Source organism: Corynebacterium lizhenjunii, assembly GCF_011038655.2.
GTDB lineage: Bacteria > Actinomycetota > Actinomycetes > Mycobacteriales > Mycobacteriaceae > Corynebacterium > Corynebacterium lizhenjunii.
This window is the reverse complement of the sequence record NZ_CP064954.1, coordinates 1,583,779-1,604,383: the sequence shown is the minus strand read 5'-3', so window position 1 is coordinate 1,604,383 and position 20,605 is coordinate 1,583,779. Positions and strand designations below refer to the sequence as shown.

The window sequence follows — 20,605 nt, the reverse complement described above, 5'->3', positions numbered from 1 at the left end:
TCCCGCCGTATCTCATTTCTCAACCTTTGCCGCGCCCGCGCTTCTAGCCCCTCCGGCGGCCTGTTTTCGGCTGCCGTGGGGCTGGGGTGTTGCGCTGGTTTTGTGTGGGGTTGCGCCACTAGCTTGGAGCGCTACGCCGACTATTGCGCTGAGCCCGCACGTCTAGCCCCTCCGGCTGCCTGTTTTCGACTGCCGTGGGGCTGGGGTGCTGCGCTGCTTGCCGCGTTGCGCTGCGCCCGACTTGCGCACTGCGCTGCTTGCCAGGCTACCGGCTGCGCAGCCTGTCGTGTTGCGCTTGCCGTGCTGCCGGCGCTGCGGGCACGGGGGTTAGTTGGTGGGGCTAGTCGGCACCGGGACACCACCACCAGGTGACTGCCACGCCACCTGCCCACCAACCCTTACCATTCGGCCGCGGTGGATGGGCACTCCTCCCGGCGGGTGGTCTTCATTGGCACCATTATGGTGCGGGCATAACACCGTGAGGTTCTTGATGTTGGTTTCCCCACCATCAGCCCACGACGTGATGTGGTGGACTTGGCATTTATCAAACGGCACATGACAATCCAACCACGCACACTCAGGGCTCTCCGCTGCCAACAGCAAACGCTGCTTGTCGGTGGCAAAGCGCTCCATACGGTAGACATCCACCGGACCATGCACCCGACTTAGGATCGCGACAAACCCATGCTTGAACAAAATGCGCTCAGCTAGTTCTTTACCAGTCATCCGCGCCCCATTATTCGCCCGAACAATAATGTCCGAATCCGCGCCTGCAGAGTCTGCACCGGCGGGGTTGGCTGCGCTGGCACCGGCAGCTTGATCACCGGTACCGGTGTGGTTGCAGTCGGAGACGGCGAGCAGCTTGGCGAAGGTATCCAACTGCAGGGTAATCATCGGGATGTAGTTCAACCGCCCAGCACCACCTTCACCACGCACCAGGTTAAAGAAGCTTTCTGCCGGGGCATCCTGATCGATGGCATCGTAGACATCGGTAAGGTCCACATCGCGAGCAGTAATCGACATGGTGGCTGTGCCGTTGGCGTAGCGGCGCATGGTGACTTTTTCTACCGGGGTGTCATCCTTTGGGTTCCATTCCCGGCGTAGTTTACGCGCCACAGCCGTGAACTGGCCTGCGGGTGTGGCGCATAGGTGTTGGCGCATTCGCCATTGTTGGGTGGTTTTGGTTTTGGTGACTTCGCGTTCTATTTCTTGCATGGCTATCAGCCCGTGGCCGTGGCGCTGTGCGCCTTTAACAGCACTCCTTTGCCTGCGGCTAGGCTGGCCGGGCCCGCAGTACAGCCGGTGGAGGCGTACCAGGAACTCTGCGGTATCTGGTGCAACGCCTAAGCCCTCCAGGTCTGTGGTGGTGGCATGCTCTAGCTGTGGCAGTGCGTCGATGACGCTGCCTAGCAGGGCGGCGATGTTGATCTCTTTCATGGTTTTGACGCTAAGGCGATAGCGCAACCCTGCGCAAGGGGTATTTTGGGAAAACCCGAAATCTGTGGATAACTTGTCCCCACCCGTGGCAGAAATGGGGAGTTATCCACAGGCCGACTGCACATGCGGTTGCCGCCGCGTGAGATGCCAGAGTATTATGTCGCGCGCACGCGGGGAAGGGCTGCGTGTCGAGCCATGAAAGACAAGCGTGGTGCGGGGCTCACGGGTGGACTGCGGCGCGCACTCGGGAAGAGTCCGCAAAATAGCTTGTGCGGCCAGGAGTGGACTGCGGCTCACAGACCGAAAAAGGGAGCGCCCGATTGGGGGGCGACGGCATACACGGCAGAATGCTGCGGGGGTGCGGGAGAAGCGTCAGCGGACTGTTGGGCGACACGGAAGAGCACGCACGGGCCACGGCGAAACAGTGACCAGTGCGTGCGGGAAGCCCGCCGGGGGCAGGGGCGGGTGGGGGAAAGAGGCATCGGCAGGCTAGGGCATCGGCAGGTTGGTGCTGTAGTGTCTACGGGGTGACTAATAACGCAGCATCGACGCCGCAGCCGAAGAAGTCCCTGCCGTGGATTGTGGAGACACTGCTGATTTTTGTGGTGGTCCTTATGGTGGTGGGGCTCATGCAGACTTTTGTAGGCCGCCAGTATGTGATTCCGTCTGCGTCCATGGAGCCTACGCTGCACGGTTGTGAAGGCTGCACCGGTGACCGGATTTTTGTGGAAAAGCTCAGCTACCGCGGGGATAAATCGCCGCAACCTGGTGATGTGATTGTCTTTGAAGGCACGGAGTCGTGGAACGCTTCTTATGTCTCGCCGCGCTCTTCCAACCCGGTCGTTGCGAAAATCCAGGACGGCTTGTCGTTCGTTTCTCTGGCCCCGCCAGATGAGAACACCCTGGTCAAGCGCGTTATTGCAACCGGCGGGCAGACGGTGAGCTGTCAGGAGGGGGACCCGGCCATTATGGTCGATGGAAAGCCGATTAATCAGGACTACGTCCTTGACCCGCCCACGTATCCGGTGAATGATTTGGTGGGTTCGCAGGCGTGTGGTGGGCCTTATTTTGGCCCGGTGACCATCCCGGCAGGCAATGTGTTTGTGATGGGCGATAATCGCACCAATTCCCTGGACTCGCGCTATCACATGGACGATGAATTCCTGGGCAGTATTCCGGAGGAAAACGTTCGCGGCAAGGTGGCGTTTATTTTCTTCCCGTTTAGCCGAATTGGCGGTGTCGATGACCCGGATATCCAGGCATCTTAAGCCCGGGCAGCAAGCCCCTGGAAACAGGGAGGGGGAAGCGGATGCGGGCTCCGGGGGCTTCGGCACGACGGTAGCTGCGCGCGCACAGCGTATCGCGGAGGGATACTCGTTGTTGCGTTCCGTGTTGGTGGCGTTTGTGATGCTGGTGGCCCTGAGCGTGTTTGTAGGCAGGCTTTATGTGATTCCGTCTGGGTCCATGGAGCCTACTTTGCACGGGTGTGAGGGCTGTACCAATGACCGTATAGCGGTGCAAAAGCTCAGCTATACTTTCGGCCAACCGCACGCAGGCGACGTGGTGGTCTTTGCGGCGCCGCCCAGCTGGAATGGGCAGTGGTCCGCCCAGCGCTCCCACAATGTGGTTATCCGCGGCGCACAGAATGTGCTTGCCGGGGCCGGGCTGATAGCCTCGACGGAAAACATCCTGGTCAAGCGCGTCATTGCGACTGCGGGCAGCGTGGTCAAGTGTGAAGAAGGCGACCCAGGTGTGATGGTCGATGGCCACGCCATCGCTAGCCATTTTGTGTTGGACCCGCCTGCCTACCCGGTGGATCCCGCGCGCGGTTCAGCCGCTTGCGGCGGGGAGTATTTTGGCCCGGTGCAAGTCCCGGCGGACCACGTGTGGGTGATGGGGGATAACCGCACCAATTCTGCTGATTCCCGCGCGCACCTGGGTGACGAACACCAGGGCGCCGTCCCGGTGGATAACATCCGGGGCAAGGTGGCCGCAGTGGTGTTCCCGCCCACCCGTCTAGGAACTGTGGAGCATGCGGACCTATAAGTACGCGCGCACCTATGAGGTGGTGTTGGATAAGGCCGGTTTGGGTCCGGTAGTGGGGGTCGATGAGGCTGGCCGCGGCGCTTGCTGCGGGCCGATAACCATTGCCGCGTGCGTGTTGCCCCAGCGCCCTATACCGCAGTTGCGGGAGCTCACGGATTCCAAGAAGCTCACGCCTGCGCAGCGCGAGCGATTGTTTCCGCTGATTCAGTCCATGGCCGTGGCGTATTCGATTATCCATATTGAGGCACAGGCCATTGACTCTCGCGGCATCCAGCACGCGAATGTTTCTGGAATGCGCCGCGCCGTCGCCGCCTTGGGGGTGCGCCCCGGGTATGTGCTCACCGACGCTTTAAGGGTGCCCGGCATCCCGGCGCCGCAGTTGCCGATTATTGGTGGTGATGCCGCCGCCCGGTGTATTGCCGCCGCCAGCGTGCTGGCCAAAGTCAGCCGCGACCGCCGCATGCTGGCCTTGGATGCCCAGTATCCCGGCTATGGCCTGGCTCAGCACAAGGGGTATGGCACGCGGGTGCACGCGGAGGCTATTGCGCGTTTGGGGGCTAGTCCGCAGCATCGGATGAGCTATGCCAACGTGGCCAAGGCCCACGCCGAGTATCTTGCGCGCGCCTGAACGCACCGCTACTACCGGCGCGCTAAAGTATCCCAGGTAAACCCAGTTCAACCGCGGATGTTTAAAGGAGCCTGCTGTGAGCGCTGAGGAATTAGACAACTATGAGGCCGAAGTAGAACTGTCCCTCTACCGCGAGTACCGCGACGTGGTCAGCCAGTTTTCTTATGTGGTAGAGACCGAGCGCCGTTTTTACCTGGCAAACGCGGTGGAACTTATTCCTCATACCTCTGGTAGCGATGTTTATTACGAGGTCCGCATGTCAGACGCCTGGGTGTGGGATATGTACCGCTCTGCGCGCTTTGTGCGTTATGTGCGCGTGATTACCTACAAGGACGTTAACATCGAGGAGTTGGATAAGCCGGAGTTTTTGTTGCCGGAATAGTTGAGGTGTCTCCGCGCCCCGTCCCTGCTGCTGTGGGGCGGGGCTTTTTGTGTGTTCATCGCAGCAGAACTTGCCGATGCCCCTTTACCACTTCTGCTTCCCTGTTGTCAAGGTCCGCGTGGCCGGGCCTGTGGATAACTGCCCCTGATCGCCAGTTTTTGGCCAAGAATTCCACAGATTTGGCCGATGTGAAAAATTCCCCTTGCGCTGGAGCTAGTTGGCGCGCTGTTGTGGATCCTGTGGGCGTTATCCGCCCCATGTCGGTTCCAACATGAAGGAGACAAGAGTGATTACGCATAAACTGTCGCGTACTGAGCTAGGGCGCAAGGGCGAGGCCTTTGCTGCGAGGCTGTATACCGCCCGGGGTGCTACGTTATTGGCTACCAATGTGCGCTACCCGGTGGGTGAGATTGATTTGGTGTGCCGGGAGGCCGACGGCACCTTGGTATTCGTTGAGGTCAAAACGCGCTCGACTGCCGCTTTCGGGGTTGCGGAGGCGGTCACGCCTCGCAAATTGGCCCGTATGCGCAAGGCGGCTACCCGGTGGTTGGAGGGCCGCGCCAAGCTGGCGAATGTCCGCTTCGATGTGGTGGCCCTGACAGTCAATGGCGCGGGCTTTGATGTCGAGTATTTTGCGGGGGTGGAGCATGGCGCTGGCTAAGACGCATACTATTGCAATTGATGGCGTGGTGGCCCACCCGGTGGAGGTCGAAGCCCACATTGGCACCGGGCTGCCAGGGATAACCATTGTGGGTATGGCGGATACCAGCATCTCAGAGGCACGCTCGCGCATTCGCACTGCGGTGACGCAAAGTGAGTTGGACTGGCCTAAGACGCGCATTGTGGTCTCGATGGCTCCAGCTAGCTTGCCCAAGTCCGGAACGCACTTTGATTTGCCCATTGCCTTGGCCATTCTGGCTGCCCGCGCCGGCCTAGGAGGCATTGCTGCACAGTCTGCCGATGCCGTGCTTGCTGCTTCCCCCAGCGCCGCAGTACTGGGCGGGACGCTGTTTCTGGGCGAGGTGGGCTTGGATGGCTCCATCCGCCCGGTATCAGGGGTGCTCCCGGCAGCGGTGGCCGCCCAAGAATACGGCTTCGACTGTTTGGTGATTCCGGTGGGAAATGCCCCGGAGGCCTGTTTGGTTGAGGGGGTAGAGATCCTGGTGGTGCACACGCTGAAGCAGGCCGTGGCTTTTGTGCGGGGATTAACCCGGTTAGAGTCCGCGCGTGACGTTGTGAGCCAACGAACCCAGCTAGGCGCGCGGCAGGACGTGGTGAAATGTTTTAGCGATATTGCAGGCCAAGCAGAAGCCAAGCGTGCGGCGGAAATTGCGGCGGCGGGCGGGCACCATTTGTTGATGATTGGCCCACCCGGCTCTGGAAAATCCATGTTGGCAGCGCGCTTACCGTCGATATTGCCGCAGTTGAGCACCCGCCAGTCCTTGGAGGCTACGGCTATTCATTCCTTGGCAGGCAAGGTGGGGCAGGCGGTGTTGCAGGCCCCGTTTGTGGCCCCGCACCCGTCGGTAACGCGGGCGGGCCTGGTAGGTGGTGGTTCAGGGCGGGCACGCCCCGGGGCGGCGAGTTTGGCCCACCACGGGGTGCTGTTTTTGGATGAGGCCTCAGAAGTTGCCGCAGAGGCCCTGGACAGCCTGCGCGCACCGCTGGAAGAAGGCCACGTCCGCCTGGTGCGTGCCCGGCGCGAAGTAATCTTCCCCGCACGCTTTCAGTTGGTCTTGGCCGCGAACCCCTGCCGGTGTGCCGCAGAAGAGCCCGCGGCGTGCGTGTGCAAGCCCGCACAGCGGGCGAGCTACTTGCACAATCTATCCGGGCCGTTGCGGGACCGGCTGGATATGGTGATCACACTGTCTGGCCGCAGTGCGCGACTGGATGCGGCGGGGGAGGAGACATCGGCAAGCATTGCCCAGCGCGTGGCGGCAGCCAGGGAACGTGGCGCACACCGGTGGGCGCGCGCGGAGCTGGATGCGGAAACTAACGCTGCGGTAGGTGCGGCGTGGCTGCGGCGCAACTTCCCGGCCACAGACGAAGCAATGGAGTTGTTGCGCGCCTACCTGGCCGCCGGTGAGGTGAGCCAACGCGGAGTGGATAGGAGTCTGAAGTTGGCGTGGACGCTGGCGGATCTCCATGGGATTTCGCGGCCGGGGATGGAAGAAGTCTCCCAGGCCATTGATTTACGAGGTACAGATACGTACGGAAAGTGGGGGCAGTAGCCGTGACAAAGTTGTTGATTGATACGCCGTATCAGGCGTGGGTTTACCTCAACCGGGTGGTAGAGGGCCCTTCGCATGTGTTGGCAGCATTGCTGGAGGAATTCGAGCCGGAGCGGATTGCGCACGGCATTTATCACCGCGCGGACTGGTTGGGTGCGCTGCGGGACCAGACGGCATCGCGCTGGGACTGGCTGCGCCAGGAAGAGGACATGGCCGCGGCCGAGGCGGTAGGTGCGCGCCTGATTACTCCGGGGGATCCGCAGTGGCCTGAGGAGGCCTTTGCGCGCTCCTTCGGGTTCTACCGCAGCGGTCTTGGCGATGCCCCCGCAAACTTCGACGCCGATGCCGTAGCCCCGCATTCTCTCTGGGTCCGCGGCGGGGACTTGGCTGGCGCCGTCCACCAAGCGGTGGCAGTGGTGGGTACGCGGGCCATATCGCGCTATGGCTTTGAGGTGACCAAACTGCTGTGCAGTGGGCTGGTGCGCCACCAGTGGAGCATTGTCTCCGGTGGTGCGCTTGGGGTTGATACCGTGGCCCACGAACACACGCTGGCGGAGCATGGCACCACTGTGGCAGTAGCTGCGTGTGGGATTGATTATCCTTACCCGGCGCGCAATGCGCGTCTTTTTGACCAGATTGCGGCAAGTGGTGTGTTGGTTAGCGAGTTCCCGCCTGGCACCACGCCGCAGCGGCATCGTTTTTTGACCCGCAACCGTCTCGTCGCGGCACTCACGGACGGTGCGGTGGTGGTCGAGGCGGCGTTTCGCTCCGGGGCGCTGAATACCTTGAATTGGGCAGAAGCCCTGGGCAAGGTGGCCATGGCGGTGCCGGGGCCGATTACTGGCACAGGCTCCATTGGCTGCCACAGGCGGATCCAAGAAGGCCGCGCGCAGCTAGTGACCTCTGCCGATGGGATTCGGGAGCTGCTGGAACGCGTCGGCAGTGTGGATGAGGAGGCACAGCTGGAGCTAGAGTTCGCCCCTTCGGCTACGCAACGGCTCTCGCGTAACGAATTGCGTGCCTATGACGCCACGCCTCCCGATACCCTCGCTTCCGCCGCCGACATTGCCCGTGACGCCGGCCTGCCCCTGGCATTGACCATCCACCTGTTGGTGGCAGTGGAGAAGCAGGGCCTGGTTGTCCGGCAGGGCGGAGGGTGGTGCCGCGTACCCCAGGACTAGCACAGCCACCAGCCGGGCAGGGCCGTGGGTTCCACAGCGTAGGGCGACTTGTTGGCGGTGGGACCTGCAGCGCAGTGGGGTAAGGTAGGCGGGTATGTCAGCCTCCCAGAAACCGCCTTCTGCCACTGGTCAACTTGTGGAAGCCGTGGAGGACTACGCGTTCTTCCTACGTGACGTCCAGGGCAAGGCGGAGGCTACCGTGCGCGGCTACCGCAGCGACCTGCTGGACTTTGCCGCTGCGGTGCCGGACTTTGCGCACTTTGATTTGCTGGCGCTGCGCGAGTGGCTCAGCGCGGCAGTGGCGCAGGGACTCTCGCGGGCCACCCTGGCCCGGCGCACCGCCGCCGCGCGGGGGTTTTCTACCTGGGCACACAGGCAGGGCTACCTCGAAGCGGACGTGGCCGCGCGGTTAATGACGCCTAAGACCCACCGCAACTTGCCGCGCGTACTCACACACGATCAAGCTGAGGAGCTGGTGGACAGCATTGCTGAAGGCCGTGATTCATCCATCAGCAGCGGCGTCGCTGCTCGCGACCGCGCCATGGTGGAGCTGCTCTATGCCACCGGTGTGCGCGTGGGCGAGCTCGTGGGCCTGGACCTGCGCGACCTGGACCTTGAGCGACGTACCGCACGTGTTACCGGCAAAGGCAACAAACAGCGCGTAGTGCCCTTTGGTCAGGCCTGCGCTGAGGCTCTACAGGCGTGGTTGCAGCAACGCGCGGACTACGATCGCGGCCACAGCCCGGCGGTTTTCCTGGGGGTCCGCGGCGGGCGCATAGACCCCCGCCAGGTTCGCCGCATAGTGGAGAAGGCGGCCGCACAGGCGGGCGCGCCGGGTCTTACTCCCCATGGGGTGCGCCATTCGGCGGCGACGCACTTGTTGGAAGGCGGGGCGGATTTGCGTATGGTCCAAGAGCTGCTGGGGCATTCTTCGCTGCAGACCACCCAGATTTATACCCATGTGAGCACCCAACGCCTGCAGCAGGTATACCAGCAAGCGCATCCACGTGCATAGACCCCGGCAGTGCCACTACACCGGCGGTGCCGCTACACCGGCGGTGCCGCTACACCGGCGGTGCCGCTACACCGGCTTGAGCCTTATGCGCGGGGGTTGCAGGAGTGAAAGCGGGTCAATGTAGTCATCCGGGCCTTGGAGGGCTCCCCAGTGTAAGCCGGGGTAACCGTCATAGGAGCGGTCTAAAATCCCCAATGGCGTACCAGCGGCTACTGTCTCGCCTGCTTGAACGTGGGCGATGACCGGAGTGTAGGTAGTGCGCAGACCATCGGGGTGGGTCACGGAAACCGATGGGCGCCCGGCAACGGAACCAGCAAAGGAGACTGTGCCTTCGCCTGCCGAGTAGACAGTGGCCCCGATGGGTGCGGCCAAATCTACGCCGCGGTGCCCGCGAGACCACTTGTGCTCTGGTTTATCAAACGCGCGCAGGACCCTACCATCCACTGGGCGCTGATAATAGCCGTGTGCAGCGGCTATGGCTGGGTTACGCGGGGGAGGAGAACCTGAGGCTGCAGGGGTCGCGGACGCTACTAGGGTTAGGGTGAGCCAACCAGCCAGGAGGGTGCGCAGGAGGCGGGTGGAGGGGGCATCGGCAAACTGCTTAATGTGGAGAGCATTCATGGCTCTACTGTGGCAGGAAACCTGGCCGTGCGCTAGGGATTTTCCCAGAATGTGGCGCGTGGGAAAACTGAGGTCACAGGCGGTGTACGGTTTGGAATGGGTGAGGGTGCTGGTATAAGCTATCTGACTAGCAGTGTGCCCGGCGCCGGAAACGAACCCAGCGTTTGGTGCATTGACTACGCGCGGCGGAGTGCATCCCTGCGGGGACATGGTCCCGGGCGGAAATCCCGGGTGTTGCCGGAGGACTTCGCAGCCAGGGCGCGGGATAAAAGCCCGCGCAACACTCAAAACACTGGAAAACCTAAAGCTTAGAAAGCGAGCTAAACCATGGCAGTTGTAACCATGCGCGAGCTCCTCGACGCTGGTGTGCACTTTGGCCACCAGACTCGTCGTTGGAACCCGAAGATGCGTCGATTCATCTTCACCGACCGTAACGGCATCTACATCATCGACCTACAGCAGACGCTGACCTACATCGATGAGGCCTTCGAGTTCGTCAAGGAAACCGTTGCACACGGTGGCACCATCCTGTTTGTGGGCACCAAGAAGCAGGCCCAGGAAGCAGTGGCAGAGGAAGCGCAGCGCGTTGGTATGCCGTACGTGAACCACCGCTGGCTGGGTGGCATGCTCACCAACTTCCAGACTGTATCCAAGCGCCTCAAGCGCATGAAGGAACTGCAGGCTATGGATGCAGCTGAGGACGGCTACAAGGGTCGCACCAAGAAGGAAACCCTGATGCTGACCCGCGAGCGCACCAAGCTGGAGCGCGTGCTAGGCGGCATCTCTGAGATGTCCAAGGCTCCGTCCGCACTGTGGATCGTTGACACCAACAAGGAGCACATCGCAGTCAAGGAAGCTCACAAGCTCAACATCCCGGTTGTGGCTATCCTGGACACCAACTGCGACCCGGATGAAGTTGACTTCCCGATCCCGGGCAACGATGACGCCATCCGCGCCACCAAGTTGCTGACCGGCATCATCGCTACCGCCGTGGAAGAGGGCAAGAAGGCTCGTGAAGAGCGCCAGCTGGCCGCAGCTAAGGAAGCTGCCGGCGACTCCGCTGAGAAGGAAGCCCGCGACGCTGCTGAGGCCGCCGCAGCATCCGACCCGGCATCCGCTGAGTCCGCAGAGTAAATCTTTGCACTGCACCCCCGTTGCGCGCTGCCCGCTGTATGTGAAGCGGGCTAGATAATTCCACGCAACGGGGGTTTCTTTCTCTCCTCGAGTCCACAGCTCTTCAGAAGGGCACATAGCCGCCACCAGGCGGATTGTGCCAAGCTCCAGGGCTGGGCTACTGGAAGAAAAACTCCCACACTTACCCGCATACTTTTCAAGGAGGATCGCCCCAACTATGGCGAACTACACTGCTGCAGACGTCAAGGCACTGCGCGAGGCTACTGGCTCCGGCATGCTGGACTGCAAGAAGGCTCTGGAAGAGGCCAACGGCGACTACGACAAGGCCGTCGAGCTGCTGCGCATCAAGGGCGCAAAGTCCGTCTCCAAGCGCGCTGACCGCGAGGCCACCGAGGGTCTGATCGCAGTTTCCGGCAACACCATGGTGGAGATCAACTGCGAGACCGACTTCGTGGCTAAGAATGAGGCCTTCCGCGCCTTCGCCGCCAAGATCGCTGAGGCCGCTGGCGCCGCTAAGGTGAACTCCGCCGAGGAGCTCAACGCCGTGGAAATCGACGGCAAGCCGGTTTCTGAGATCGTCACCGAAGAGTCCGCAAAGACTGGCGAGAAGCTGCAGGCTTCCCGCGCAGTGACCATCGAAGGCGACAACGTTGCCGTCTACCTGCACCAGCGCTCCGCTGACCTGCCGCCGGCAGTGGGCGTTTTGGTCTCCTACGAGGGCAACGCTGAGGCCGCTCACGCTGCCGCTCTGCAGATCGCAGCCATGAAGGCTGAGTACCTGACCCGCGAAGAGGTCCCGGCTGAGGTCGTGGAGAAGGAGCGCGAGATCGCGGAGGCCACCACCCGCGAGGAGGGCAAGCCAGAGGCAGCCCTGCCGAAGATCGTGGAAGGCCGCCTCAACGGCTTCTACAAGGGCGTAGTCCTGCTGGAGCAGCCGGCACTGTCCGACTCCAAGAAGACCGTGGCACAGCTGCTGGATGAGGCTGGCACCAAGGTCTTGGGCTTCAAGCGCTTCGAGCTGGGCGCCTAGTTTCCGGGATCTCACACCCGTTCAAGACCGCCCGACTTCCGTCCTGGGAGCCGGGCGGTTTGGCATTTCTTCGGCAGGCCCTGATGCTGCGGTGGGGTAGGGGAAGTAGTGAGGTAAAGGGGCATCGGCAAGCTCAGCAGCAAGGCTGACGGGTTAGGCTGCGGGGGTGGGCAACGGGTAGGATTAGCGCCAGCACACAAGTCCCCCACAAGGAGAGGAACACCTTCAGTGACTACCCCTGATTCCAAGCGAACCGGCTACAAGCGCGTCATGCTCAAACTGGGCGGTGAGATGTTCGGTGGCGGCACCGTGGGCATTGACCCGGACGTGGTTGAAAACGTTGCCCGGCAGATTGCAGAGGTAGCCAAGCAGGGGACCGAAGTAGCAGTGGTCATTGGTGGCGGCAACTTCTTCCGCGGCGCGGAGCTATCCCAGCGCGGCCTGGACCGCGCCCGCTCGGACTACATGGGCATGCTGGGCACCGTGATGAACTGCCTGGCCCTGCAGGACTTCCTGCAGCAGCTAGGCATTGACAGCCGTGTGCAGACCGCTATCAACATGGCCCAAATCGCAGAGCCTTACCTGCCGCTGCGCGCGGCCCGCCACCTGGAGAAGGGCCGCGTAGTTATCTTCGGCGCGGGCATGGGTATGCCATACTTCTCTACCGATACCACCGCCGCGCAGCGCGCCCTGGAAATCGGCGCTGAGGTACTCTTCCTGGCCAAGGGTGTGGACGGCGTTTATGATGATGACCCCCGCACCAACCCGGACGCCCAGCTGTACACGGAAATCACTCCGCGCGAGGTCATTGAAAAGAACCTCAAGGTTGCTGACGCCACCGCATTTAGCCTGTGCATGGACAACGATATGCCCATTTTGGTGTTCAATCTGCTCACGGAAGGCAACATCGCACGTGCGGTGGCCGGCGAGCGAATTGGCACCCTGGTGCAGTCCTAACTGCAGGCGTTGGGCTTAAGCAGTGGGCTCTAGCACGGCTAGGGCAAAACCTGCTAGGTTATAGCGAAGAACTATAGACAATTATTTCCTCCGCATGTTAAGGAAGCACCACTCATGATTGATGAGATTCAGCTCGACGCCGAAGAGCACATGACTGCCTCGGTGGAGCATACCCGCGAGCAGCTGCTGACCATTCGCACCGGCCGCGCCAACCCCTCCATGTTTAATGGCCTGGTGGCTGAATACTACGGCGCGCCAACCCCTATCACGCAGATGGCAACCATCTCCGTCCCGGAGCCGCGCATGCTGTTGATTAAGCCCTATGAGCAGGCGATGATCCATGAGATTGAAAACGCCATCCGCAACTCTGACCTGGGGGTCAACCCCACCAATGATGGCCAGGTGCTGCGAGTGACCGTGCCGCAGCTCACGGAGGAGCGCCGCCGGGACATGGTCAAGCTGGCTAAGTCCAAGGGGGAGGACGGCAAGGTGGCCGTGCGTAACCTGCGCCGTAAGGCTATGGAAGCGCTGAAGAAGCTGCAAAAGGACGGCGACGCCGGCGAGGACGAAGTCATTGCTGCTGAAAAGGAGATGGAGAAGATCACTGCCTCCTACATCGAGCAGATTGACAAGCTGGTCGCCCACAAAGAAAGTGAACTGATGGAGGTCTAGCCTCCAGGCTGCGTTTAGATGAATCAAGCCGCCGTGGACCATCGCGGCGGCTGATTTTTATGTCCGGAGACGTGCGGCCACGCGCGGCCGTGCACCCTATGACAGGCGCGTACCGTTTGGCAGAAAGGAAAACCCCTATGAGCGAGGCACGTCCACGCAGGCTGCCCAAACCCAAGAATGGCGCCGGGCGCAACCTGCCTGCCGCAATTGCGGTGGGCGTGGGCCTGGGGGCGGTGGTGGTGTTCGCGGTCTGGGCCGGACCGCTGGCCTGGTACCTGGTGGTGGCCGCCGCCGTTGGCGTTGGGATGTGGGAGGTGCTCACGCGGCTGCGGGAGCACAGCTACTACGTGCCGCGCACGCTGCTGATCCTTCTGGGTCAGGCGATGGTGTGGATCTCTTGGCCCATGGGGGCCCAGGGCATGGTGGCGGTCTATGTCATCGCTGTGTTGTTGTTGATGTTCGGCCGACTCTTCCACAATGGGCGCCATCAGCCGCCGATCAATTATTTGCGGGACATGTCGGTGGGCATTTTTGTGCTCACGTGGATTCCGCTGTTTGGGTCCTTCGCTGCGATGCTTTCCACAACCCAAACCCCATTTGCTAGCGGGGCGTCCTCCATTGTGGTCTTTATGCTTTGCGTGGTGGCTTCGGATACCGGCGGCTACATTGCCGGGGTTATGTTTGGCTCGCACCCCATGGCACCGGCGGTGTCCCCGAAAAAGTCCTGGGAGGGCTTTGCCGGTTCAGTAATCTTTGGCGTGGTCACAGGCGCGCTATCAGTATGGTTGCTGCTGCACCATGACGCTTGGGTGGGCGCCTTGATGGGTCTTGTCCTGGTCTTCTGTGCCACGCTGGGGGACTTGGTGGAATCCCAATTCAAGCGCGAACTGGGGATCAAGGACATGTCTGCTATTTTGCCGGGCCATGGGGGCTTGATGGACCGCCTGGATGGCATGCTGCCTGCCGCCATGATTACCTGGGTGGCAATGAATTTTCTCTCCCATGGTTTCTGGCTGCCGGGGCTGCACTAGTCGGGTGGCGCAAGACTACTAGGACAGTACAGCCGCGCCTCGCTAGAACTCCCAACCAGGTTAGAACACCCAACCGGGCTGGAACACCCAACCAGGCTGCGGCGCCTAGCGCTGGGCCTGGGCGTGCTTCTTTACTTGCCGACGCAGCTCCAGCATGCGCCAGCCACCCACCAGGGCCATAATCAGCGCGCCAGCGATGGCAAAGATAAGGAAGGCGATACCTGCTGGGAACTCCACGGTCCAGGAGAAGAAGTTCATTACTGCCTTTTGCTGGTTCTGCAGGATGAAAATGATTAACAGAATCAGCAGCAGGAAGCCCACAATCAACGCCGCCCAAGTGCTAGCAGCAAAGGAGCCCTTAACTTTGCGCTGTTCCTTGTGATAATCTGCCAGCGCCTTGCGCTCGCGATCGGACAGGCCAGGAGCGGTAGCGGGGTTAGCTTCCGGGGCGGGGTTGGGCACAGCGAGCGTTTCCGGCGTCTGCGATACGTGCGGTGGCACAGACGAAGATGCGTCAGGGGTTGTCATGCCTAATAATCTAATACGAATCGGGCGTAGGGATCATGTCGTGGTCACATAAGTGGCGCCAAGGCCAGATGACGTGCCAAAATAGCAGACACCATGGCTGAACCTTTGAAACTGAATTTTTCCGCTCCGCGTCGTGGCCTGCCACCCAAGCATTTTGCTGATCTCAGCGTTGCAGAGCGCGTGGACGTCCTGGCGGAGCTGGGCTTGCCCAAGTTCCGTGCGAAGCAGTTGGCTAAGCACTATTACGAGCATCTGACTGCTGATGTCGCCGCGATGACCGACATCCCCGCCGGCAAGCGCGCGGAAGTCCAGGCTGCCTTGTTCCCAGTGTTGATGGAGCCGGTGCGCCAAACCTCCACAGATGATGGCGAAACCACGAAGTCTTTGTGGCGCCTGCACGACGGCACGTTGTTGGAATCAGTGCTCATGCGCTACCCGGGCCGCGCCACACTGTGTATTTCCTCTCAGGCTGGCTGCGGCATGGCGTGTCCTTTCTGCGCCACGGGCCAAGGGGGCTTGGACCGTAATCTCTCCACTGCGGAGATTGTGGAGCAGTTCCGCACCGCTGCCGCGCAGATGCAGGCCGAAGGCTCCCGCCTGACCAATGTGGTGTTCATGGGCATGGGGGAGCCCCTGGCTAACTACAAGCGCGTGGTGCAGGCCGTGCGTCAGATTACTGGCCAGGATGGCGCAGGCTTTGGCCTGTCGCAGCGCAACGTTACCGTCTCTACCGTGGGCTTGGCCCCGGCTATACGGAAGCTTGCCGATGAAGACCTCGCCTGCACCCTGGCAGTCTCCCTCCACACCCCAGATGATGAACTGCGCGATACCCTGGTCCCGGTCAACAACCGCTGGCCGGTGGCGGAGGTCCTCGATGCCGCTAAATACTATGCAGACAAGTCCGGGCGCCGCGTTTCCATTGAGTACGCGTTGATCCGCGATAAAAACGATCAAGACTTCCGTGCGGACATGTTAGGGCAGAAGCTCCACGCTGCTTTGGGTTCTAAGGTGCACGTCAATGTTATTCCGCTCAATCCCACCCCGGGCTCTGAGTGGGACGCCGCCCCGCGCGCTCGCCAGGACGAGTTTGTCCGTCGGGTTCTCGCTCAAGGCGTGCCGTGTACCGTCCGTGACACCAAGGGCGACGAAATCGCCGCCGCCTGCGGCCAACTTGCCGCCGATGAGCGCGAAGCCCCCGCAGCCTCCTAACTCTACTGCCGCACCGGAGGCTACTGCACTGTAGACTGCAGGCGAAAACGACTAAACCGGTACTTCCCGTCATGGGGAAGCACCGGTTTTCGTGTTGTGGAAGGCTTGTGCGTGGCAGTCGCCGGGGCCTTCCGAAGGAGGGGGAGATTAGTGCAGCGCGTGCTTTGCGGTGGAGCTGGCCACTGCGCCGTCCTGGTTGCGCAGGTGTGCAACGCGGGCGGGGTCGATGTTGAGGGCACGCAGCTCGGCATCGCTAAGCTCTGCGTAGACGTTGCCCAGGGTCTTTTGCTCGTAGGCCCACTCGGGTTCCTGGTGGCCGGCCGGCTTGTTGCGGGCGGTGAGGGTGCGCACCTGCGGCATCTTGGGCTGGAAGAGGTGGATGAGCAGGCCCAGGGTGATGACGACGGTGAAGACAGCCAGGAATACGGTCTCAACGTGGCCCCGGTGGTTACCGAAGTTGTACATCAACAGGACGAAGACGGAAATCCAGCCGGCTATCTGGACGCCCTTGCGTGAGGTGCGAGACCAGCCGAATGCTGCGGATGGTACGTCTTCGGTGGAAACGCCGTCGTAGACCTCGGGGGTCAGCTTGTGGGAAGACACTTGCTCTCCTTCGCGTGTGCGTGCCTAATTTTTCTCCCCATTAGGATAGTCCATCCCGGGCCGCGAAGCGATTAGATACCCCCACCCGTGCGGCGAGCCGGTGCGCTAGGGTAGAGCCGTGAGTGTGAAGAGCATCCTTATTCTCGGTTCCACCGGGTCCATTGGCACCCAAGCCCTGGAGCTTATTGCTGATAACCCGGATAAATTCCGCGTGGTGGGCATTGCGGCCGGCGGGGCCAACCCGGCGTTGATCATTGACCAAGCCCGGGCTTTCAATCTTTCGTATGACCACGTGGCCGTGGCTAACGTCGAGGCTGCAGAGGAGGTCTCCGCAGCATTGGGCGGCCCGGTGCGCAGCGGGGCGGACGCAGCGGTGGCCCTCACTCAGGATGTTGCGGCGGACACTGTGCTCAACGGCCTGGTGGGCTCGCGCGGATTGGCGGCGACCATGGCCGCTTTGGAGTCTGGCGCTTATTTGGCATTGGCCAATAAAGAGTCTCTGGTGGCGGGAGGGGCGCTGGTGCTGGCTGCCGCGCGCGAAGGTCAGCTTATCCCTGTGGACTCGGAGCATTCGGCGATGGCACAGGCGCTGATGGCGGGGCATCGGCAAGAACTGTCTAGGCTGGTGCTCACAGCCTCTGGAGGGCCCTTTAGGGGCTGGACCCGGGAACAAATGTGGGAGGTCACCCCGCAGCAGGCTGCCCAGCACCCCACGTGGTCCATGGGGCAGATGAATACGCTGAATTCCGCCACATTGGTCAATAAGGGCCTGGAGCTTATCGAGGCCACCTTGCTCTTCGACGTGGACCCGCAGGACATTGACGTGGTGGTTCACCCGCAGTCGATTGTCCATTCCATGGCCACCTTCGTTGATGGGTGCACCATGGCGCAGGCCTCCCCGCCGTCGATGAAGCTGCCCATTTCCTTGGCCTTGGATTGGCCGCACCGGGTGCCCGCCGCGCAACCGGCTCTAGACTTTAGCCAGGCGCACACCTGGACTTTTGAGGCGGTCGATGACGCCAATTTCCCCGCTGTGGAGCTCGCCCGGGTTGCGGCCGCAGCAGGCACCGGGGTGATTTATAACGCCGCGAATGAGCAGGCGGCGGAGGCCTTCCTTGCTGGGCGTATTGCTTTCCCGCAGATTGTGGATACGGTTGCCCACGTGATGGAGCGGCTGGACGCCATTGGTGGCCCGCGGGCTCAGTTCGCGGACTTGGATGCGGTGTTGGAGGTGGAGCAGCAGGCGCGTGAGCTGGCCGATGCCCACCTGCGCACCCTCGCCACGTAAGCTTTAGCGGTCTGCGCCCCCAGCTACGCACTCCGCTATCCATCACGGTCGCCTCAAGGCTCCGGCACTACATGGCAGTATCAGAATTGGTAGGTAATTGATGGCACACGTTGCCGGTATCGTCTTGTTCGCCTTAGGCATTGGGCTGACTATCGCTTTGCATGAGGCAGGGCATATGTACACCGCGCGCGCATTTGGCATGCGGGTGCGCCGCTTCTCTATTGGTTTTGGCCCCAAAGTTGCGGCGTTTAAGCGCGGTGACACGGAGTATTCCCTGGCGGCGCTGCCAGTGGGTGGGTTTTGCGATATTGCGGGCATGACGGCGCAAGATGAGCTCAGCGCTGAGGAGGCGCCGCACGCCATGTATGCCAAGCCCGCTTGGCAGCGCATTGTGGTGCTCTCCGGCGGGGTGGCCGTCAATGTCATGTTGGGTTTTGCCATCCTCGTTGGCGTTGGATTGAATGCTGGCCTGCCGGATCCGCATGCTGATGTCCGCGCGCGAGTAGGCGAAACCATGTGTACCGCGGATGTGCTGGCTGATGGCTCCTTGGCGCCGTGTCAGGGCGCAGGCCCGGCGGCTGTGGCCGGGGTGCGCCCTGGGGACATTATCACGGCGGTTAATGGGGAGCCCGTCGCTGATTTTGTGGAGCTGCGCGAGCGCATCCTGACTATGCCTGGCCAGACGGTCACCCTGGGCATCGAGCGCCAAGGTAGCCAGTTGGAGCTGCCGGTGCTTGTCGATGCCGTCGAGCGCCCCTCCTCGCCAGGGGGCCCGGCCGTAGACGTCGGTTCTATCGGCGTGGCTTCAGCCCCAGTAGATGTGATGGTTCAGCATGATTGGTCCACGGTGGTCCCGGCTACGGCAGCGTTTTCTTGGGATATGGCCAAGTCCACGGTAGAGGCGATAATCAAACTACCGGCGAAGGTGCCGGGAGTGGTCGCCGCTGTTTTTGGCTCCGAGCGGGCGGATGATTCCCCGATGTCGGTGGTCGGTGCGTCCCGCGTGGGCGGGGAGCTGGTGGAGCGCAGCCTGTGGCCCGCGTTCTTTATGATGTTGGCGTCGCTGAACTACTTCTTGGCGTTGTTCAATCTCATTCCGCTGCCGCCTTTCGACGGCGGTCACATTGCGGTGGTGATTTATGAGAAGATTCGTGATGCCATCCGTCGCCTGCGCGGTAGGCCTGCGCTGGGCCCGGCCGATTATCGGGGCCTGATGCCGGTCACCTACGTGATGGCGGCGTTGCTTATGGGCTTTGGTGCGCTGGTGATCCTGGCGGACGTGGTCAACCCCATTAGGTTGTTTGGCTAGCGTAGAGTGTGAGTGATGCTGCGACTGTTGTGTCTGCGGCTTGAGTGCCCTTGATTTCTAGGAGTGTGAATGTCTACCGCCATCGGCCTAGGTATGCCCGAAGGTCCCGCCCCCACGCTGGCTCCGCGCAGGAAGACGCGGCAACTTTTTGTGGGCCCGGTGGGAGTGGGTTCGGAGCACCCCATTTCCGTGCAGTCCATGACTACCACCAAAACCCATGATGTCAACGCGACGCTGCAGCAGATTGCTCAGCTCACCGCCACGGGCTGCGATATTGTGCGCGTGGCGTGCCCCAAGACTGTAGACGCAGAAGCCCTCCCGGCTATTGCGAAGAAGTCGCCCATTCCGGTGATTGCGGATATTCACTTCCAGCCTAAGTACATTTTCCAGGCCATTGACGCGGGTTGCGCGGCCATCCGCGTGAATCCGGGCAACATTAAGGAATTCGATGGCCGCGTTAAAGAGGTGGCAAGGGCGGCCGGGGACGCTGGCATTCCCATCCGCATTGGCGTCAACGGTGGCTCCTTGGATAAGCGCCTGCTAGAGAAGTACGGCAAGGCCACGCCGGAAGCGCTGGTGGAGTCCGCCATGTGGGAGGCCAGCCTGTTTGAAGAGCACGGATACGGCGACATCGCCATTTCGGTGAAGCACTCTGACCCGGTATTGATGGTGGAGGCCTACCGCCAGCTAGCTGCCCAGACTGATTACCCGCTGCACTTGGGGGTGACGGAGGCGGGCCCGAAGTTCATGGGCACTATCAAGTCCTCGGTGGCTTTTGGCGCGCTGCTTTCGGAGGGCATTGGGGATACCATCCGTGTGTCCTTGTCCGCGGACCCGGTCGAAGAAATCAAGGTCGGTGACCAGATTCTGCAGGCGTTAAACCTGCGCCCCCGCAAGCTGGAGATTGTTTCTTGCCCCTCGTGTGGCCGCGCTCAGGTGGACGTGTACAAGCTGGCGGAAGAAGTTACCGCCGGTTTGGAGGGCATGGAGTTCCCGCTGCGGGTGGCCGTCATGGGCTGCGTGGTCAATGGCCCGGGCGAGGCCCGCGATGCCGACTTGGGCGTGGCATCAGGCAATGGTAAGGGACAGATCTTTGTCAAGGGCGAAGTGGTCAAGACTGTGCCGGAGTCGCAGATTGTTCAAACCCTGATTGAAGAGGCCATGCGCATTGCTGAGGAAGAGGGCCTGGAGGCGGTCGAAGGTGCCAAGGCCGAGGTCCGCGTCACTAAATAGGCCCGTGACCCGCCGTGGCGCCCGCTAACCTGGCAACGCCCTGGCAAGACTGCGGCTATACTGCGCGCCT

General features: G+C 61.7%; 21 protein-coding genes. 17 read left to right on the top strand and 4 right to left on the bottom strand.

Annotated elements, in window-relative coordinates:
• Window positions 1-327: 327 nt before the first annotated feature.
• Window positions 328-1,437 carry an HNH endonuclease signature motif containing protein gene (locus G7Y31_RS07580; protein WP_165006820.1) on the bottom strand — a complete coding sequence of 370 codons (1,110 nt, stop codon included), beginning with the start codon at window positions 1,435-1,437 and terminating at the stop codon, window positions 328-330.
• A gap of 527 nt (window positions 1,438-1,964) precedes the next feature.
• On the opposite strand from G7Y31_RS07580, the gene lepB (G7Y31_RS07575) reads away from it, so the two are divergent.
• The 8 genes from lepB (G7Y31_RS07575) (at window position 1,965) to G7Y31_RS07540 (ending at window position 8,920) form a co-directional block, all read left to right on the top strand.
• Window positions 1,965-2,705, top strand: a complete 741-nt coding sequence (gene lepB, locus G7Y31_RS07575) for a signal peptidase I (RefSeq protein WP_235923106.1) — start codon at window positions 1,965-1,967, stop codon at window positions 2,703-2,705.
• A gap of 109 nt (window positions 2,706-2,814) precedes the next feature.
• A complete protein-coding gene (gene lepB / locus G7Y31_RS07570) occupies window positions 2,815-3,483 on the top strand; it encodes a signal peptidase I (RefSeq protein WP_244977359.1) in 669 nt (222 codons plus the stop codon).
• Window positions 3,470-4,111, top strand: coding sequence for a ribonuclease HII (locus G7Y31_RS07565; RefSeq protein WP_165006814.1), 642 nt, complete (start codon window positions 3,470-3,472; stop codon window positions 4,109-4,111). Before lepB (G7Y31_RS07570) ends, G7Y31_RS07565 begins: the two co-directional genes overlap by 14 nt.
• A 76-nt stretch (window positions 4,112-4,187) precedes the next feature.
• Window positions 4,188-4,493 (top strand): DUF2469 domain-containing protein, encoded by a 306-nt coding sequence (locus tag G7Y31_RS07560; protein ID WP_165006810.1) that lies wholly within the window; start codon window positions 4,188-4,190, stop codon window positions 4,491-4,493.
• Between the two features lie 286 nt (window positions 4,494-4,779).
• Window positions 4,780-5,154, top strand: coding sequence for a YraN family protein (locus G7Y31_RS07555; protein ID WP_413227976.1), 375 nt, complete (start codon window positions 4,780-4,782; stop codon window positions 5,152-5,154).
• Entirely contained in the window at window positions 5,141-6,724 is a 1,584-nt protein-coding gene (locus G7Y31_RS07550; protein WP_165006804.1) for a YifB family Mg chelatase-like AAA ATPase, read from the top strand. Before G7Y31_RS07555 ends, G7Y31_RS07550 begins: the two co-directional genes overlap by 14 nt.
• 2 nt (window positions 6,725-6,726) lie before the next feature.
• Window positions 6,727-7,905: a DNA-processing protein DprA gene (gene dprA, locus G7Y31_RS07545; protein ID WP_165006801.1), complete on the top strand. Its 1,179-nt coding sequence runs from the start codon at window positions 6,727-6,729 to the stop codon at window positions 7,903-7,905.
• Window positions 7,906-7,999: 94 nt separating this feature from the next.
• Window positions 8,000-8,920 carry a tyrosine recombinase XerC gene (locus G7Y31_RS07540; RefSeq protein ID WP_165006798.1) on the top strand — a complete coding sequence of 307 codons (921 nt, stop codon included), beginning with the start codon at window positions 8,000-8,002 and terminating at the stop codon, window positions 8,918-8,920.
• A gap of 66 nt (window positions 8,921-8,986) precedes the next feature.
• On the opposite strand, the gene G7Y31_RS07535 is transcribed toward G7Y31_RS07540, so the two are convergent.
• Window positions 8,987-9,541, bottom strand: coding sequence for a M23 family metallopeptidase (locus G7Y31_RS07535; protein WP_165006796.1), 555 nt, complete (start codon window positions 9,539-9,541; stop codon window positions 8,987-8,989).
• Window positions 9,542-9,868: 327 nt separating this feature from the next.
• Here G7Y31_RS07535 and rpsB point away from each other — a divergent pair, with 327 nt between their 5' ends.
• The 5 genes from rpsB to G7Y31_RS07510 all read left to right on the top strand — a co-directional run bounded on the left by rpsB (window position 9,869) and on the right by G7Y31_RS07510 (window position 14,365).
• A complete protein-coding gene (gene rpsB / locus G7Y31_RS07530; protein WP_165006792.1) occupies window positions 9,869-10,675 on the top strand; it encodes a 30S ribosomal protein S2 in 807 nt (268 codons plus the stop codon).
• 217 nt (window positions 10,676-10,892) lie between these two features.
• Window positions 10,893-11,705 (top strand): translation elongation factor Ts, encoded by an 813-nt coding sequence (gene tsf / locus G7Y31_RS07525; protein ID WP_165006790.1) that lies wholly within the window; start codon window positions 10,893-10,895, stop codon window positions 11,703-11,705.
• A 228-nt stretch (window positions 11,706-11,933) separates the two neighbouring features.
• Window positions 11,934-12,662 (top strand): UMP kinase, encoded by a 729-nt coding sequence (gene pyrH / locus G7Y31_RS07520; protein ID WP_165006787.1) that lies wholly within the window; start codon window positions 11,934-11,936, stop codon window positions 12,660-12,662.
• 114 nt (window positions 12,663-12,776) lie between these two features.
• A complete protein-coding gene (gene frr, locus G7Y31_RS07515) occupies window positions 12,777-13,334 on the top strand; it encodes a ribosome recycling factor (RefSeq protein WP_165006784.1) in 558 nt (185 codons plus the stop codon).
• A 137-nt stretch (window positions 13,335-13,471) separates the two neighbouring features.
• On the top strand, window positions 13,472-14,365 hold the full coding sequence (locus tag G7Y31_RS07510; protein ID WP_196823545.1) for a phosphatidate cytidylyltransferase: 894 nt from the start codon (window positions 13,472-13,474) through the stop codon (window positions 14,363-14,365).
• Between the two features lie 105 nt (window positions 14,366-14,470).
• On the opposite strand, the gene G7Y31_RS07505 is transcribed toward G7Y31_RS07510, so the two are convergent.
• Window positions 14,471-14,893 carry a LapA family protein gene (locus tag G7Y31_RS07505; RefSeq protein ID WP_165006781.1) on the bottom strand — a complete coding sequence of 141 codons (423 nt, stop codon included), beginning with the start codon at window positions 14,891-14,893 and terminating at the stop codon, window positions 14,471-14,473.
• Window positions 14,894-14,986: 93 nt separating this feature from the next.
• On the opposite strand from G7Y31_RS07505, the gene rlmN reads away from it, so the two are divergent.
• Entirely contained in the window at window positions 14,987-16,102 is a 1,116-nt protein-coding gene (gene rlmN, locus G7Y31_RS07500; protein ID WP_165006778.1) for a dual-specificity RNA methyltransferase RlmN, read from the top strand.
• 147 nt (window positions 16,103-16,249) lie between these two features.
• Here the strand turns inward: rlmN and G7Y31_RS07495 are convergent, their stop codons facing one another.
• The gene (locus G7Y31_RS07495) at window positions 16,250-16,705 is read right to left on the bottom strand and encodes a DUF2631 domain-containing protein (RefSeq protein ID WP_165006775.1); all 456 of its coding nucleotides are present in this window, start codon (window positions 16,703-16,705) and stop codon (window positions 16,250-16,252) included.
• Window positions 16,706-16,823: 118 nt separating this feature from the next.
• Here G7Y31_RS07495 and dxr point away from each other — a divergent pair, with 118 nt between their 5' ends.
• The 3 genes from dxr (at window position 16,824) to ispG (ending at window position 20,535) form a co-directional block, all read left to right on the top strand.
• Window positions 16,824-17,993, top strand: coding sequence for a 1-deoxy-D-xylulose-5-phosphate reductoisomerase (gene dxr, locus G7Y31_RS07490; protein WP_165006772.1), 1,170 nt, complete (start codon window positions 16,824-16,826; stop codon window positions 17,991-17,993).
• Window positions 17,994-18,093: 100 nt separating this feature from the next.
• Window positions 18,094-19,302, top strand: a complete 1,209-nt coding sequence (locus G7Y31_RS07485; RefSeq protein WP_165006769.1) for a M50 family metallopeptidase — start codon at window positions 18,094-18,096, stop codon at window positions 19,300-19,302.
• 69 nt (window positions 19,303-19,371) lie between these two features.
• Entirely contained in the window at window positions 19,372-20,535 is a 1,164-nt protein-coding gene (ispG, locus tag G7Y31_RS07480) for a flavodoxin-dependent (E)-4-hydroxy-3-methylbut-2-enyl-diphosphate synthase (protein ID WP_165006766.1), read from the top strand.
• Window positions 20,536-20,605 lie beyond the last annotated feature (70 nt).

Bases quoted from the DNA above. Each gene is read 5' to 3' on its own strand.
- G7Y31_RS07485 (WP_165006769.1), top strand. From the start codon at position 18,094: ATGGCACACGTTGCCGGTATCGTCTTGTTCGCCTTAGGCATTGGGCTG.
- tsf (WP_165006790.1), top strand. From the start codon at position 10,893: ATGGCGAACTACACTGCTGCAGACGTCAAGGCACTGCGCGAGGCTACT.
- G7Y31_RS07565 (WP_165006814.1), top strand. From the start codon at position 3,470: ATGCGGACCTATAAGTACGCGCGCACCTATGAGGTGGTGTTGGATAAG.
- G7Y31_RS07505 (WP_165006781.1), bottom strand. From the start codon at position 14,893: ATGACAACCCCTGACGCATCTTCGTCTGTGCCACCGCACGTATCGCAG.
- G7Y31_RS07550 (WP_165006804.1), top strand. From the start codon at position 5,141: ATGGCGCTGGCTAAGACGCATACTATTGCAATTGATGGCGTGGTGGCC.
- ispG (WP_165006766.1), top strand. From the start codon at position 19,372: ATGTCTACCGCCATCGGCCTAGGTATGCCCGAAGGTCCCGCCCCCACG.
- G7Y31_RS07510 (WP_196823545.1), top strand. From the start codon at position 13,472: ATGAGCGAGGCACGTCCACGCAGGCTGCCCAAACCCAAGAATGGCGCC.
- G7Y31_RS07540 (WP_165006798.1), top strand. From the start codon at position 8,000: ATGTCAGCCTCCCAGAAACCGCCTTCTGCCACTGGTCAACTTGTGGAA.
- frr (WP_165006784.1), top strand. From the start codon at position 12,777: ATGATTGATGAGATTCAGCTCGACGCCGAAGAGCACATGACTGCCTCG.
- rpsB (WP_165006792.1), top strand. From the start codon at position 9,869: ATGGCAGTTGTAACCATGCGCGAGCTCCTCGACGCTGGTGTGCACTTT.
- rlmN (WP_165006778.1), top strand. From the start codon at position 14,987: ATGGCTGAACCTTTGAAACTGAATTTTTCCGCTCCGCGTCGTGGCCTG.
- G7Y31_RS07580 (WP_165006820.1), bottom strand. From the start codon at position 1,437: ATGAAAGAGATCAACATCGCCGCCCTGCTAGGCAGCGTCATCGACGCA.
- G7Y31_RS07535 (WP_165006796.1), bottom strand. From the start codon at position 9,541: ATGAATGCTCTCCACATTAAGCAGTTTGCCGATGCCCCCTCCACCCGC.